Annotated in this window: 17 protein-coding genes; 4 read left to right on the forward strand and 13 right to left on the reverse strand. The window is 60.7% G+C overall.

Annotation, left to right across the window (positions count from 1 at the left end; genetic code table 11):
- Positions 1 to 9: 9 nt before the first annotated feature.
- On the forward strand, positions 10 to 495 hold the full coding sequence (locus tag ISN74_RS04600; RefSeq protein ID WP_188797824.1) for an FKBP-type peptidyl-prolyl cis-trans isomerase: 486 nt from the start codon (positions 10 to 12) through the stop codon (positions 493 to 495).
- An 88-nt stretch (positions 496 to 583) separates the two neighbouring features.
- Here ISN74_RS04600 and ISN74_RS04605 read toward each other — a convergent pair whose 3' ends face one another.
- The 6 genes from ISN74_RS04605 to ISN74_RS04630 all read right to left on the reverse strand — a co-directional run bounded on the left by ISN74_RS04605 (position 584) and on the right by ISN74_RS04630 (position 5,450).
- Positions 584 to 1,015, reverse strand: a complete 432-nt coding sequence (locus ISN74_RS04605; protein ID WP_188797826.1) for an organic hydroperoxide resistance protein — start codon at positions 1,013 to 1,015, stop codon at positions 584 to 586.
- 10 nt (positions 1,016 to 1,025) lie between these two features.
- The gene (locus ISN74_RS04610; protein WP_188797828.1) at positions 1,026 to 1,481 is read right to left on the reverse strand and encodes a MarR family winged helix-turn-helix transcriptional regulator; all 456 of its coding nucleotides are present in this window, start codon (positions 1,479 to 1,481) and stop codon (positions 1,026 to 1,028) included.
- A gap of 78 nt (positions 1,482 to 1,559) precedes the next feature.
- The gene (locus ISN74_RS04615) at positions 1,560 to 2,669 is read right to left on the reverse strand and encodes a serpin family protein (protein ID WP_188797830.1); all 1,110 of its coding nucleotides are present in this window, start codon (positions 2,667 to 2,669) and stop codon (positions 1,560 to 1,562) included.
- Positions 2,670 to 2,786: 117 nt separating this feature from the next.
- Complete coding sequence (locus ISN74_RS04620) at positions 2,787 to 3,356, reverse strand: C40 family peptidase (protein WP_188797832.1); 570 nt, start codon at positions 3,354 to 3,356, stop codon at positions 2,787 to 2,789.
- Between the two features lie 59 nt (positions 3,357 to 3,415).
- Positions 3,416 to 3,976, reverse strand: a complete 561-nt coding sequence (locus tag ISN74_RS04625; protein ID WP_188797834.1) for an energy transducer TonB — start codon at positions 3,974 to 3,976, stop codon at positions 3,416 to 3,418.
- Between the two features lie 115 nt (positions 3,977 to 4,091).
- Positions 4,092 to 5,450: a hypothetical protein gene (locus ISN74_RS04630; protein ID WP_188797835.1), complete on the reverse strand. Its 1,359-nt coding sequence runs from the start codon at positions 5,448 to 5,450 to the stop codon at positions 4,092 to 4,094.
- Between the two features lie 180 nt (positions 5,451 to 5,630).
- Here ISN74_RS04630 and ISN74_RS04635 point away from each other — a divergent pair, with 180 nt between their 5' ends.
- The 3 genes from ISN74_RS04635 to hutG are packed head-to-tail and all read left to right on the forward strand — an operon-like array spanning position 5,631 to position 9,088.
- On the forward strand, positions 5,631 to 6,890 hold the full coding sequence (locus ISN74_RS04635; RefSeq protein WP_188797837.1) for an NAD(P)/FAD-dependent oxidoreductase: 1,260 nt from the start codon (positions 5,631 to 5,633) through the stop codon (positions 6,888 to 6,890).
- A gap of 47 nt (positions 6,891 to 6,937) precedes the next feature.
- Positions 6,938 to 8,284: a glutathione-disulfide reductase gene (gene gorA / locus ISN74_RS04640; protein ID WP_188797839.1), complete on the forward strand. Its 1,347-nt coding sequence runs from the start codon at positions 6,938 to 6,940 to the stop codon at positions 8,282 to 8,284.
- A gap of 24 nt (positions 8,285 to 8,308) precedes the next feature.
- Positions 8,309 to 9,088 carry an N-formylglutamate deformylase gene (gene hutG / locus ISN74_RS04645; RefSeq protein ID WP_188797841.1) on the forward strand — a complete coding sequence of 260 codons (780 nt, stop codon included), beginning with the start codon at positions 8,309 to 8,311 and terminating at the stop codon, positions 9,086 to 9,088.
- 114 nt (positions 9,089 to 9,202) lie between these two features.
- Here hutG and ISN74_RS04650 read toward each other — a convergent pair whose 3' ends face one another.
- The 7 genes from ISN74_RS04650 to ISN74_RS04680 form a co-directional block, all read right to left on the reverse strand.
- Positions 9,203 to 9,655 (reverse strand): hypothetical protein, encoded by a 453-nt coding sequence (locus tag ISN74_RS04650; RefSeq protein ID WP_188797843.1) that lies wholly within the window; start codon positions 9,653 to 9,655, stop codon positions 9,203 to 9,205.
- 105 nt (positions 9,656 to 9,760) lie between these two features.
- The gene (locus ISN74_RS04655; RefSeq protein WP_188797845.1) at positions 9,761 to 10,189 is read right to left on the reverse strand and encodes a RidA family protein; all 429 of its coding nucleotides are present in this window, start codon (positions 10,187 to 10,189) and stop codon (positions 9,761 to 9,763) included.
- Complete coding sequence (can, locus tag ISN74_RS04660) at positions 10,186 to 10,854, reverse strand: carbonate dehydratase (RefSeq protein ID WP_188797847.1); 669 nt, start codon at positions 10,852 to 10,854, stop codon at positions 10,186 to 10,188. Before can ends, ISN74_RS04655 begins: the two co-directional genes overlap by 4 nt.
- A gap of 10 nt (positions 10,855 to 10,864) precedes the next feature.
- Positions 10,865 to 12,316, reverse strand: a complete 1,452-nt coding sequence (locus tag ISN74_RS04665; RefSeq protein WP_188797849.1) for an aldehyde dehydrogenase — start codon at positions 12,314 to 12,316, stop codon at positions 10,865 to 10,867.
- A 253-nt stretch (positions 12,317 to 12,569) separates the two neighbouring features.
- On the reverse strand, positions 12,570 to 13,361 hold the full coding sequence (locus tag ISN74_RS04670; protein ID WP_188797851.1) for an SDR family oxidoreductase: 792 nt from the start codon (positions 13,359 to 13,361) through the stop codon (positions 12,570 to 12,572).
- A gap of 92 nt (positions 13,362 to 13,453) precedes the next feature.
- Positions 13,454 to 13,783: a hypothetical protein gene (locus ISN74_RS04675; RefSeq protein WP_188797852.1), complete on the reverse strand. Its 330-nt coding sequence runs from the start codon at positions 13,781 to 13,783 to the stop codon at positions 13,454 to 13,456.
- Positions 13,780 to 14,574: a MalM family protein gene (locus tag ISN74_RS04680; RefSeq protein WP_188797854.1), complete on the reverse strand. Its 795-nt coding sequence runs from the start codon at positions 14,572 to 14,574 to the stop codon at positions 13,780 to 13,782. Before ISN74_RS04680 ends, ISN74_RS04675 begins: the two co-directional genes overlap by 4 nt.
- Positions 14,575 to 14,582 lie beyond the last annotated feature (8 nt).

A 14,582-nucleotide genomic window follows, 5' to 3' on the forward strand; every position in this document is an offset into this window, starting at 1 on the left:
AGACAGGCAATGAAGGCTGGCAAGGACAAGGTCATCGCGTTCCACTACACGCTCACCGTGGACGGCGAGAAGGTTGAAAGCTCGCACGAAAACGGGCAGCCGTTGTGGATTCTGCTTGGCCACGGCCAGCTGATTCCGGGTCTGGAAAAGGCGCTGGAAGAGCATGGCGCAGGCGACACGCTGCAGGTCGAGATTCCGCCGGCCGAAGGCTATGGCGAGCGCCAGGAAGGCCAGATCCAACGCGTGCCGAAGAAGTATTTTCAGGACGCCAAGCATCTTAAGCCGGGCACGGTGACCGTGCTGGCGCTGAAGCAGGGCGGTCAGCGCGCCGTGACGGTGCACAAGGTCGGCATGAGCACCGTCGATGTGGACCTCAACCATCCGATGGCCGGCAAGATGTTGAACTTCGATGTCGCGATCCAGGAAGTACGCGATGCGACCGAGGAAGAAATCCAGCACGGGCACGCGCATCCGCCGGGTGCTGAAGCGCACTGATCGCATCACTTCCTCCCCTGCCAGCGAGGGAGGAGAAAAGCACAACGGCGCCAGAGGGCGCCGTTGTTGTTTTCATATCCGCTGAAAATCAAACCAGCGTGATCTCCACATCGATATTGCCGCGTGTCGCGTGCGAATACGGGCAGATATCGCGATGGGCGATATCGACCAGCTCCTGCGCCACGGCGCGATCGATACCCGGCAGGCTCACTTCCAGCTTCACCGCGATGCCAAAACCGGTCGGTTCGCGCGGACCGATGCCGACATGGCCAGTCACCGACGCTTCTTTCAGCGTCACTTTCTTCTCGCGCGCCACATAACGCACCGCGCCTTCAAAGCAGGCCGAATAACCGGCGGCGAACAGCTGTTCCGGATTGCTGCCGTGGCCGCCCGGGCCGCCCAGTTCCTTCGGCACCTTCAGGTCGAAATCCAGCACGCCATCGCTACTGTGGATATGGCCTTCGCGGCCGCCCTTGGCAGTGGCGGTGGCGGTATACAGGATCTTGGTGGGATTGCTCATGGTCTTGGTCTCATTCGTCGTCGGTGGGAGCGGCCAACTGAGCCGCCAGGGATTTGAGCTCGTCACGCAGGTGAGTGAACGCGTCGACGGACATACAAAGTCGTTCGGCCAGGCAGCGCGGGATATCCGCCGCGCGTTCGTACAGCTTATGGCCGGCATCGGTCAGGGAGATTTCCACTTCGCGCTCATCGCTCTGACGGCGGCGGCGGGCCAGCAACCCGGCTTGTTCCAGGCGCTTGAGCAGAGGCGTGAGAGTGCCTGAATCCAGCTGTAGCCGGGCGCCCAACTCACGCACGGTCAATCCATCGCGCTCCCATAACACCAGCATCACCAGGTATTGCGGATAGGTCAGCTCCAATGCGTCCAGCAGGGGGCGGTATGCCGCCGTCATGCGGCGCGACGCAGCGTACAGCGCAAAGCAGAGCTGTTCGTCGAGAAGCAGGGATGGGCTGGCGAGGGTCTTCATGTGGATAAAGATAGCATCAAATTTAATTGTGCACAATATATTTTTTGTGAAGAGGCCGTCCAAGGAGGAGCGGTGAGGTTAGGGCGCATTGACGACCCCCGCAAAAAGGATGCGGTTATTGGATCGGTCACCGATGGTCAGGAAGAACGGCCGGTCGACGACCATCGAGAACGGCGGACTCGGCCGCGCTATGGCGGAGGCTCTGAGGATGACCGACGTGGCTGCCGACGCCTCGGTGGAAACCTCGTCCATAGCAAAGGCTGTTTTGTGCAGAATCTCGCTGATCATCAGCGCGTGTCCTTGGACGATGCCGTGGAATTGCGCGTCATCGGCAAACGGGCGCCGCATGCCGAGTGCTTTCAGTTCATCACCCAGCGTGGTCGAGAAGGTGGATTTCAGCTTGGGCAATTGCAGTGAGCCAGACTCTCGACGCAATCCGCCGAGCATCGCTTTCCAGGATGTTTCGTCGATGGAGGCGAGCCATGTGTGGATGCTGATTTGCTGCTTGGGCAGGAACACCGTCAGCACCAGATGATCGTCGCCGCTGTACGGCAGTTGGATGATCTGGCCGCTGTCGTTCTCGGCGTAATTGAATTTGTTGACCTGGAACATGGTGTCGACATCGGCGGTTTTGCCGCTGGCGAAGTGAAAAGGCCTTGGTTTCGTATCTTTTTTGTCGAAGGGCAACTGCCAGATCCCTTTGAAGTACAACACGGCCGTCAACACGATGCCGGTGTTCGGCACCGTATCCAATACGTGCGTGATCATGCCGTGGGTGTGCTGGCTCACGAAGTCGTTGATGGCGGCCGGCGCGGTTTGCGGGCTGGTGCTTTGCACATGCACGCCTGGCAACCCCGCGGCAAAGGCAGGTAGCAGCTGTTCTACCGGTGCAACCCAGATATCCATGGCCGACTGCGCGGAATTGAGCGACGTGTTGTCGATGCTTTGGTAGTCGCCCGTGAGCGCAACGATTTGCTGCTCGGTTTCACCTTCCGCGCCCGTAGCCACTGCGGCCAGCGCGGTGCGAATGTTGCGCGGGGCAATGATGACGTTGCTATCGGCATGCTCCGCATTGATCTGTTTGAGCAGCGCGAAGCCGAGGGATGCGTCACTTGGCATGGTGGCCTCTGCCCATAGCGGGCCAGACAACGAAAACAGCAGTGCCAGAACTGTCGCTTGCAGGCGCATGCTTGCATGCCTCCTGGGGAAAGACGCGTCGTTAGTCATGGATCGTAGGCGAGATCCAGCATGATCGATAGTGCGCCCGGCAGAAAGGTATGTGACTCCAGGGCGCAATGCCGGGAATCAGTCCAGCAGCCGCTTGCCGTAGACGAAATGATCACGCCAGTAGGGGCCGTCGATGTCGTCCAGGCGCACCGTGCCGCCACTGTTCGGCGCGTGCACAAAGCGTCCTTTGCCGACATACACGCCCACATGGCTGATGTCGCCGCTACGGCCGAAGAAGACCAGATCGCCGCTCATCAGGTCATCCATGCTGCGTACTTTCACGCCGTCGACGGAGGCCATGTCGCGCGAGCTGTGCGGCAGCATGATGTTGGCGGCATTGCGGTAGATGTAGTCGACCAGACCGCTGCAATCAAAACCGCCCTCAGGAGTGTTGCCGCCCCAGTGATAAGGCGTGCCGACCAGGGCCATGGCGCGGAACAGCACATCATTGGCGGTGCCGACCGAATTTTCCGGTGCGCGCGCCGGTTCGTCGGCCAGTTCCGAGTGCGAGGGCTTGTAGGTAGCTTCCCGGCGCGGCGAGCTGGCGCAGGCGGCTAGCAGCAACAGCAGGCCGATCAGTGCGGCTTGGCGCAGCACATGGGCGGATGATCGGTGTTTGTCGGTATCGCTCGCGCTGGCCAGGGCCATAAAAACCTCGGCGTGTTTGTGCCGAGGTTATAGCAAATCAAAGGCTTGGGTGGAAGTTCTCAGAAACTGGAGGAGCTTGGTTGGGAAGGTCCTCCATCGCCGGGCGGCGGGGGCATGTCGGCGCCGGGAGGTGGTGGGGGCATCGGGCCGTCGGGTGATGGGTCATGGGGTGATAAGCCGTGGGGCGGCGGTCCGGGTGGATGGGGTGGCAGTTGGGTGAGGCTGAAGAGCACAGGTACTTTCGTCCAGGCCTCCACCGTCTTGCCGTTTTCCATCCTCGGACTGAAGTGCCATTTGATGGCGGCGTCGCTCGCGACTTTGGCGAGTTCGGGCGAGGCTTTGGTGCTGTCACTGTCGATGGTGACCTGGCGGGCTGTGCCATCGGTGCGAACCAGTACCTTCAATATCACCAGGCCCTGCTCATGGTTTTTGATGGCATCCGGCGGGCAGTGTGGCTGCATCGATGCGTTGAATGGGATGCCCTGCATGGGTCCGTGGGTGCTGCCGGCATGCGCTGGGTCGCTGGTTTGGGCGATGACGGTGCTGCTTGCGAGCAACGCTGTCAGCGCGACATAGCTGAGTCGGCGGCGCCATGCGTTGCATGGTTGGCGACTTATCATGGTGAGATGCTCCTTCGATGGTGACTCGCCTTTGCAAGCGCTGCCAGATCGTAGGTGAGCGGGCCGCAGGCACGCATCGCCCGCGCTGCGGGCGGTTTGGACAAGCAGTTGTCCGCTAGGGCCCAGGAACCTCGATGTCCTGCTGCGACAGAGTCGCGCCACTGGCATTCCATGCGCGCAGGCGATAACGCCCGGGATAGAGGTACAACACGTTGTGCGAACGGGTGTGAGTGAAGGTGTAGCGATCGGCGGGAATGGCTGTATCGGGTTCGTTGGAATAGTGTGCTTCGATGACGCACGGAAGTTGCCCGTTGCACATGTCCAGCGCGATCGGGAACGCCACGCGCTGGTGATTCAGTGTCAACCAATCCGGCCGATCATCCAGGTCGAACGGCGTGCGTGGCAGAACGATTTCGCGGCGCAATACATCTGCCTTCATGATGCCGTTGACATCCAGATCGCGCTCGGCCGCGGGCGGCAGGATGACTGTGACGTCGTGGCGTAGCGAATCGGACGTCCAAATCGTGTCGCTGTGACGGTTACGCAAGACAATCGGCCCCCGCGGCATGAAACCCACCGCCACGGTGCTGTAAAAGCCGAAGTCGATGCCACCCACCGCGACATCGCGAAATTGCACCTGATCGACGCACAAGGGATCGTAGCCGCTCAGTTGCTTCAGCTGCATGGCCATGGGTTGGATATCGTCGCCAAGATTGCCAGGCGCTTTGTCGATATGCGAATACCCTGCGTGCACGAACAGTTTCGCCTTTGGGTCTTTGGCGAAGACCTTCTCATAGAGCGTTCGTGCTTCCTGGGTATCGCGATCATTCAACGATGCCCTTTCCGGATCGTAGGGCACCAGGATGTAGCCGAGCTTGATCGCCTGCCGGATGATTTCACCGTAGAGCGGCTCCAGCAGGTATTCGGTGCCGGACTGATCGGTGGCATAGCCACGCTGCATCAGATTCGGATCCTCTTCACCTAGCGCCTCTACCGCGAAGTACTGGAAACCCAGTGCACGCAAGCGCGGTAGCAGCTCCAGCGTGAGTTCACGCGTGTGCGCGTCGTGATGCGCTTCGTTAATCATCACGATATGGCGCTTGGCAGCCAGTTTCTCGACGGCGTACGCGGCATCGACACTGTGCCAGTCATCGACGGCCGGCAAGGGCATCTTGCGGGGTGGCGCGATGCGATTGTCGAAGGGAAAAGTCATCAACGCCTCGTCGTAGAGGCCAAGCTCGCTGTCCACGGTGGCTAACAACTGCTGCGCAAGCGATTTGTCGTCACCATGCAGGACGGGTATGACCGAAGTGAGGTAGCTATAGCGAGCAAGACCGTTGGGCGCCGAGCCGAACTGGCGGAGCAGTTCACTGGTCGATGGCGGGGCGCTCGAAGGAGTCGCTTCGGCATGCGCGCTGCTGGAGGCCAGCAGCACGGTGGTGCAGAACAGGCACGTCAGGCTCGCTTTGAACATCGGTCGATGTGGGGAAGGGACGATGTTTTGGTTGCGTGGTATCAGCCTGCGACGATGTCCGGCTCGGCGCAAGTACCAATCGGGTATTGATTGCGGGGAAGTGGCATGCCGGAGGGTGGTAAAAGGACATAACGCCGCTTCCCCTGTGAGCCTCTGCGGGCGGGTCGCTACAATGGGCCGATGGATACTTCCCGCAGTGATGTATTGATTCTTGGTGGTGGTGTCGTTGGTTTGTCCTGCGCGCTGTATCTGTTGCGGGCGGGCGCCAGTGTGCGCGTGCTGGAGCAGGGCACGCCCGGTTGCGGCAGCTCGCACGGTAATTGCGGCACGATCACCCCCAGTCACGCCGCACCGCTGGCGATGCCGGGCATGCTGAGCGTGGCCTTACGCTCGATGTTCCGCGCCGATGCGCCGCTGTACCTCAACCCGCGTTTCGATGGGTCACGCCTGCGCTGGCTGATGGGCTTTGCACGTCACTGCAATTGGCGTGATTTCGAACGCGCCGCGCAGGCGCGTGCAGCCATCCTGCAACGCTCGCGGCGGCTGCTGGCAGGACTGATTCGAAGCGAAAACCTTGATTGTGAATTCGTTGAATCCGGCGTGATGTACGTTTATCGCGAGCCTGGCCCGATGGCGGCGGACGAGCATCACCATGTGAGCGTCCTGGAACGCCTTGGCATCCCTGTGCAGCGATTGCGTGGGGATGAGGTAGAAGCGATGGAGCCGGCGCTCAAGCCAGGTGTAAAGGGTGGTTTGTTCCACCCGGAAGATGCGCGCCTGCGGCCGGACCGCTATGTGGCCGAACTCGCGCGACTGGTTCGCGAACGGGGCGGCGTGATCGAAACCGGGACAAAGATCGAGCGCTTCGATACGGAAGCACGCCGCATCGTCCGTGTCGGTACGGAGCGCGGGGATTTTTCTGGCGACCGCGTGGTGCTTGCATTGGGCGCGTGGTCGCCGTTGCTTGGACAACGGCTGGGTTTGCGCCTGCCGATGCAGCCCGGCAAAGGTTATTCACTGACTTACACGCGCCCTGCACTGGCGCCGCGCCACGCACTGGTGCTGCGTGACGTATCCGTGTGCGTCACGACCTGGGACAGCGGTTTTCGGCTGGGCAGCACCATGGAATTTTCCGGCTATTCGGAAGGTCTCAACCGCACCCGTATCGACGCGTTGCGGCGCGGCGCGGCGCAAGGTTTACGCGAGCCGGAAGGTCCGGAGCTGTGCGAAGAATGGTGGGGCTGGCGTCCGATGAGCGTGGACGAAGTGCCGATCATCGGTCCGAGCACGCGCTGGTCGAACCTGCATCTGGCCACGGCGCACGGCATGCTGGGTGTCAGCATGTCGGCAGCGACCGGCGAGCTGGTCGCAGCGCAGCTCAACGACACGAGGCCTACATTGGATCCAACACCATACGCACCCGCGCGCTTCGATCTCTAGCCAAGCAAGAGTGATCGAAACGACTTGATTCCCCTGAGGAGATGATGATGAGCGAACGCTTCGATCTGATCGTGCTGGGAGCGGGTTCGGGAGGTTTAAGCGCCGCGCAACACGGCGCAAGGCTTGGGGCGCGCGTGGCATTGTTCGATGCCGATGTCTTGGGCGGAACCTGCGTGAATCGCGGCTGCGTGCCGAAGAAAGCCATGTGGTACGCTGCACAGATTGCCGATATGCATCGGCTGGCTTTCGATATTGGATTCGAAACGACGCCGATACACCTGGACTGGGCGCGCTTTCGCGATTTGCGCGATCGATACATCGCCGGTATCCGTCAGCGTTACGCCATGCGCCTGGATACGGCAGGCATCCGGGTGATACCGGAAACGGCACGTCTTGTGTCGACCGATACCGTCATCACCGAGCAGGGACTGCAAGCCAGCGCGTCGCATATTGTCGTGGCTACGGGTGCACGTCCACGTCGCCTGGACATACCGGGTTTCGAGCTTGGGATGGTGTCGGACGACATCTTCATGCTTGACGCACGTCCGCGGCATATCGCCATCGTCGGCGGTGGTTATGTCGCGGTTGAATTCGCCTGCATGATGCACAGCCTGGGTTGCGAGGTGGATTTACTGGTACGCGAACATCTGCTCGCGGGCTTTGATCAGGAACTGGTCGAAACGCTTGCCATGCAGATGCAAAAGCGAGGCATCAAGGTACTGCGTCATACCTCGATCAAGGCGGCCCACGGCAAGCGTGATGCCATCACCCTGGAAGCCGCCGATGGTGGCGAACATGGTGTCTACGACGCTGTGCTATGGGCTTTGGGGCGCACGCCGAATAGCAGTGATATCGGATTGGAAAATCTCGGCGTGGCTTGTGATGAAGAGGGCCATATTTTGGTCGACGCGTTCCAGAACACCAGCGTGCCAGGCATCTATGCGGTGGGCGACGTGACTGACCGCCGAGCCTTGACGCCGGTGGCCGTTGCCGCCGGGCGCGCGTTGGTGGATCGACTGGTGGGTGGCCATGCGGACGCAAAGTTCGACGACAGCGCCATACCCAGCGTGGTTTTCGCCGAACCGCCGCTGGGTATGGTCGGTCTCACCGAGCAGCAGGCGCATGCCCGCTATGGCGATGCCGTCAGCGTGCACAGTGGCCGCTATACGCCGCTGCTGATGATGGTGGCCGGACGATCGGAGCAAAGTGTGGTGAAGCTGGTTTGTGTGGGTGACGATCGCAAAGTGGTTGGCATCCATGTATTGGGTCCTGGCAGCGACGAGCTGCTGCAAGGTTTTGCGGTAGCGCTGCAAAAAGGGCTGTACTGGCGCGACCTGAAAGCCGCCATCGCCATCCACCCCACCGCGGCGGAAGAACTGTTGTTGCTGCATTGAGTGTTGCCGCGCCAAACTTGGGTGATGGATACCTTCTCGCTCAAACGCGGCAACGTCCCGTTGCTGATCAGCCTGCCGCACAACGGCAGCCACATTCCTGATGAACTGGCCCGGCGCATGCACCCGCCGGCGCGCCGTTCACCGGATACCGACTGGCACGTCGCGCAACTTTACGAGCCGCTGGCCGAGGAGCTGGGCGCCAGCGTGCTCAAGCCGGTCGCCTCTCGCTATGTGATCGACCTCAACCGTCCTGCTGACGGCCAGGCCCTCTATCCAGGACGGCGGGAAACGGGACTAGTCCCGACCATAGGCTTCGATGGCGAGCCGCTCTACCTGGATGGGCAGGAGCCGGACGCGGAAGAGATCCGGCAGAGGGTCGAGCACTGGTGGCAGCCTTACCATGCCGCCTTAGCCGCGGAGATGGCTCGGCTGAAAGCCGAGCACGGCCAGGTGGTGCTATGGGAAGGGCATTCGATCCGCAGCCACGTGCCGATGCTGTTCGAGGGTCGCCTGCCGGACTTCAACCTGGGCACGGCTGACGGGGTCAGCTGCGGCGCGGACTTGCAATGGAGCCTCACCAACGTGATGGAGGCCCAGTCACGCTACGACTTTGTAGTGAACGGGCGCTTCAAGGGCGGCTACATTACCCGGCACTACGGCAAGCCCGCGGAAGGAGTCCAGGCGGTGCAGCTGGAACTGTCCCAGTACCGGTATATGGACGAAGACAGCTTCGCCTGGGACGCCGCCAAGGCGGCCCTGGTGCAGGACACCATTCGTCAGTTATTGCGGCAGTGCCTGACCTGACCCTGTCGAAAATTCTCACGGGAAGCTCGGGTTGCGCTGCTTGCTTAATTTATGAGCAAAACGTGCGATTTTCTTAATTCCGTTCAGTTCCGGTATGCCGAGACCGAGGCATTGTTAAGACGTCACGCCGCCCGCGTAAGCCGGGTTCCGGCCGGGTCCGTGACAATCAAAAATCTCGAGGCTCATGATCATGATGCGTAAACTTGCGATCGCTTCTCTGCTTGTTGCAGGTGTGGCCCTCTCCGGTTCGGTGTTCGCCCAGGACACTTCGGCGGCCGCTCCGGCTTCTTCGTCGACCTCGTCGGCTCCCGCCAAGCACGCGCACAAGGCGAAGTCGACCACCGGCACCAAGAACACGCACAAGACGAAGAAGGCTGCCAGCAGCGAGCCGGCTTCCAGCAGCACCGCCGGGAAGTAATCGTTGTAAAACGGTTCGGTATACCGAGAACCCCGGTTGGCACTGCCAGCCGGGGTTTTTAATGTGCTTGTCATTGTTGAAGAGCCTTCTGTGGCGTCATTCCCGCGAAAGCGGGAATCCATCGTGCACTGAGGCAAAAAAGCAATCATGGATTCCCGCTTTCGCGGGAATAACGTCTAGGCAGAATGGGGTTTCATAAAAATTCGGGATAGCTGCGAGACTCTGGAAAAGCTATATCCAATAAAGCGTGTGTTTCAGCGTGCTGAAGACGGCAACGCCGCGATGCATTTCAATTCGATCGCGATCGGCGTTGGCAATGCGGTGATGCCCAGCGTGGTGCGGCACGCATCCACGCCTTTGAAATAGTCCGCATAAAGACGGTTGTAGACGGGAAAATCGTTCGCCATATCGGTGAGAAACACCGTGACATCCACCAATTGCTCCCAGTGCGCGCCACTGGCCTCCAGCACCGCGCGCACGTTGGCGAACACCTGCCGGCATTGCTGTTCGATGTCGTAGCTCAGCAACTTTCCATCCGCGTCGTAGACATTGCCGGGAATGGTGTTGGTGCCGGGCTGGCGTGGGCCGACGCCGGAAAGAAACAGCAGATCGCCCACGCGACGCGCATGTGGATAAGCACCGACTGGCGCCGGTGCGCCATCCGTGCGTATCACCTCACTCATCGCTGCACTCCTGCACGGTGCATCACCTGTTGCAGCGCTCGTTCGTAGACTGGGCGCAGGGCTTCGCGTGAGTCGACGTGCATGTCGAGGTCGTGCATGTGACCGTTTGAGAGGCTATAGCACCACGCGTGTACGGATAGTTTCTGTCCGCGCTCCCACGCTTCCATCACAATGGTAGTGGCGCAGACATTCACGACTTGCTCGATCGCGTTGAGTTCGCACAAGCGCATATTGCGCAAGGGCATCGAGTTGAGCGCGTTGAGCATGTCGATATGCTTGTGCGCCACATCACCGACATGGCGCAGCCAGTTGTCCACCAGGCCCAGACGACGTTCGTCCAACACAGCTTGCACGCCACCGCAGCCGTAATGGCCGACGACGATGATGTGTTCCACCTTCAACACATCCACCGCGAACTGGATCGCGCTGAGGCAATTGAGGTCGCTGTGCGACACCACGTTGGCGACGTTGCGCTGCACGAAGATCTCGCCAGGCGGCAGATCCACGATCTGCGTCGCGGGCACGCGTGAATCGGAGCAGCCGATCCATAAATACTTCGGTGACTGCTGCTTGGCCAGCCGCTCGAAGAATTGCGGATCGGCTTGCGTCACGGCGTCCGACCAGCGGCGGTTGCTGTCGATCAGGTCTTGCAGTGGACTGCTCAAGGTCTTTTCCTCAATAACGAATGCAGATGTTGCGCGGCTCGGTGAAGAATCGCAGGGCTTCCGAACCGCCTTCGCGGCCGACGCCCGATTGCTTGCTGCCGCCAAACGGCGTGCGCAAGTCGCGCAGCAGCCAGCAGTTGATCCACACGATGCCGAATTCCAGTTGTGCGCCCATACGATGGGCGCGCGACAGATCCGTCGTCCACAGCGAGGCAGCTAGTCCGTAGCCCGTACCGTTAGCGATAGCCACCGCCTCGGCTTCGTCCTCGAACGGAATCAGTGTGACGACAGGACCGAAAATTTCCTGCTGGTTGGTGGCGGTGTCGTTGGGCAGACCATCGATCACCGTGGGTGCGATAAACCATCCATCCGCGCAACGTCCGGTTGGGGATAGCACATGGCCGCCAGTGAGAATCTGCCCACCCTCGTTGCGCGCTTGTGTGATGCAGCTCATCACTTTGTCGAAATGTTCGCGCGACACCAGTGCACCCAGGTCGCTGGAAGCATCTTGCGGATCGCCGACGCGCAAAGCTTTCACGCGACTAAGATAGCGTTCGCGGAAGTTGTCATAGATCGAGCGTTGAACCAGCAGACGTGAACCGCACAGGCAGATTTCGCCTTGATTGGCGAAGCCCGAACGCACAATCGTGTCGAGATTTTCATCGGAAAGATCAGCGTCCGCGAACACGATGGCTGGATTCTTGCCACCCAATTCCAGTGACACTTTCTTGAATTGTGGCGCTGCCGTGGCGGCAATGCTGGCGCCGGTGCGGGTGCTGCCGGTGAACGACACCGCCTTGATCGCGGAGTGCTCGACCATGGCCTGGCCAGTGGTCGGTCCGCGCCCTTGCACGATATTCAGCACACCGGGTGGAAAGCCAGCTTCGATGCTCAGTTCGCCCAGCAGTGAGGCAGTGCAGGGTGTGATCTCGGAAGGTTTGGCGACAACGGCATTACCGCTGGCCAGTGCAGGCGCGATCTTCCATGTGAACAGATACAGCGGCAGATTCCACGGACTTATGCAGCCGACAACGCCAAGCGGGCGGCGCAGGGTGTAATTGATCGCGCCGCTTTCCATGGCATGCGACTCGCTGTCCCAGCTGATGATCGCTGCAGCGAAGAAACGTAGGTTGGACACAGCACGCGGAATATCCAGGCGGCGGGCGAGGGCGATCGGCTTGCCGCTGTCGCGCGATTCCAGTGCGGCGAACTCATCCAGCCGTGCTTCGATCAGATCGGCCAGCCGGTTGATCAGGCGAGCGCGTTCTTCCGATGGTGTGGTCGCCCACCCCGGCGCTGCCTTTTGCGCTGCCTTCACGGCGGCATCGACATCCGCGGCGGTGGAGTCGGGGCAGTGCGCAAACACTGCGCCGATAGCGGGCTCGTAGATATCGAGCCAGCGATTGTCCAGGGGCGCCTGCAGGCGACCGTCAATAAGATTGGCGAGGCGTGTGCTTGGCATCCCTGCAAGCTTAGAACTTGTGGGCCAGGAATGCACCGGACGGCGTCGTATGTACGATTCAATAAGCCCCTCTCCCTCTGGGAGAGGGGTTGGGGTGAGGGTGCGATCAGCGTGTGATGTTGATGACTTGCACAAGCCTTCGTCGTTTCGCTTCGCCCGGAACCTCACCCGCCTGTCGGCACCCTCTCCCAAAGGGAGAGGGACTCACTCGGGTTCCGAACGGAACAGCAGAGTTCGCCCTACTTGCACACACTCAACTCAACGCCTTCGTTCGTCCACCATCCACCGCGATACTTACGCCGTTGACGTAAGCCGCCGCCGGCGTACAAAGAAACGCGATGACCGCCGCCACTTCACCCGGCTCGCCAAAGCGGCGTGCAGGTACCGCAGCAACCATCTCTTTGGCCAGTTCTTCTTCGCTACGTCCGCTCTTCTGCGATTGCGCCGCAAGCAGGCCATCCAACCGGGCTGTGCGGGTGTAGCCGGGAAGCACGTTGTTGACGGTAATGCCGTCAACAGCCAATTCGCCCGACAAGGTTTTTGCCCACGCCGCAACCGCGGCGCGAATGGTGTTGGACACACCAAGGCCCGGAATGGGCTCTTTCACCGAGGTGGAAATGACGTTGATCAGTCGGCCATAACCACTGCTGCGCATGCCCGGCAGCACGGTTTGCAGCAATACCTGTCCGGCAATCAGATGCTGGCGGAAGGTGTCTTCGAAAGCGGCGGGCTCCGCACTGTTCGCAGGACCACCCGGCGGGCCGCCGGTGTTGTTGATAAGAATCTGTACCGGATGGGCCGCCACGATGTCCGCGACAGCGGTTTGCAGGCCGTGGGTGTCTTGCATATCGACACTCCACCAGTCATGGCGTTGCGCGGCATGTTTGCGCGGCAGGCTTTCGGCGACAGCCTTGAGCTGTTCGGCGGAACGCGCCAGCAAAGTGACGTCGGCGCCAAGTTCCGCCAGTTCCAGGGCTGTGGCGCGGCCAATACCCTGGGATGCCCCACAGACGAGTGCATGACGGCCGCTGAGGTTCAAATCCATGAGTGTTCCTTAAGGATGCTCTGACCCATTCTACGTAGGCGTCACCGGCTCTGTCCGTTCGCAGGCCTTCGGGCCATCGATCCTTACGAGGGTCAGGTGTGGCTATGCCATTGCATCGTCAGTGCCGCAATCCAGCAGGCCCACGCGATCCACTGGCTATAACGCCAGACACGCCACAAGCGTGTGAGCGAAACATTGCCAATCGCGGCAATAGCGGGCGAGCGCAGCACGTGCTGCATGCGCAACCACAGTTGTGGACCATGGGCTGCGGCGCTGCCGGTGCCGGTATCGATGATCACTTTCCAGTGTTGCGGATAATCTTCGCGCAGGTGTTTGGCGATACGAAACGGCAGCACGGCATGCGCGGTGAAGCAGGCCAGGCCGATCAGCAACAGCCCGATATAGACCACAAACGAAATCAAGGACCGCTCCAGCTCAAATGCACGGGAATGTCGTTACGCAAGGTGTGTAGCAGGCCATCGCCTTCTGGCGCTTTGCCGCATACCGCCTTGTTGACGGCTTCAGAATACGCCTTGTCCATCATGCCGACCCAGACCGTTCCATCTGGGCCGTGCTCGATCTTGTAGCTTCCGCCGGTCGACACCGCCGCCGGCGTGTTCGCGCTGGCGGTGGAGAAGGTACTGGCGGATTGTTCCCAGTACGTGTTGTCGGTTTGTTGCTTGCCGGAGCTGTAGACCACCAGATAGCGCGCCCGCTTGTCCGTGACGGTCACGCTGCCGAACGCACCGCTGTCGCTGCTGCTCCAGCCCATGTACTCACACAGTTTCACATCCTGCGTATCGATCGGCTGGAACGCATCGTTGAGCTGCACGATGGTCGGCGCGAACAGATAGCTGCCGCTGCCGACCGAGCGTCCGTTGATCTCCGATTTTACGGCGATCTTGTAAGGCAGCTTGGCATCGGCCGGTAGCTTGAAGCTCAGGAAGTAGCTGTGCACGCCGTTGATGGCCGCCACCAGACTGCCGTTGCCCAGTACGAACTGCTGCGGTGTCCACGGCAGCTGATTCGCGTACGAGAAGTCGGCAAAGCTGCTGCAGCATGGGCTGGCCTGTTCAAGGTCCTTCCTGGCATCAGCCAATGACTTAGGTGGCGGACTCTGCGGGAGCAAGGTCGGCAGCGTGGGCAGCTTGACGCTATGGCAGGCGGCAAGCAGCAGGATGACAACGAACGTAAGAAGCAGTCGTAGACGCATAAGCAATA

It is taken from the genome of Dyella caseinilytica (assembly GCF_016865235.1).
GTDB classification, from domain to species: Bacteria; Pseudomonadota; Gammaproteobacteria; order Xanthomonadales; family Rhodanobacteraceae; genus Dyella_B; species Dyella_B caseinilytica.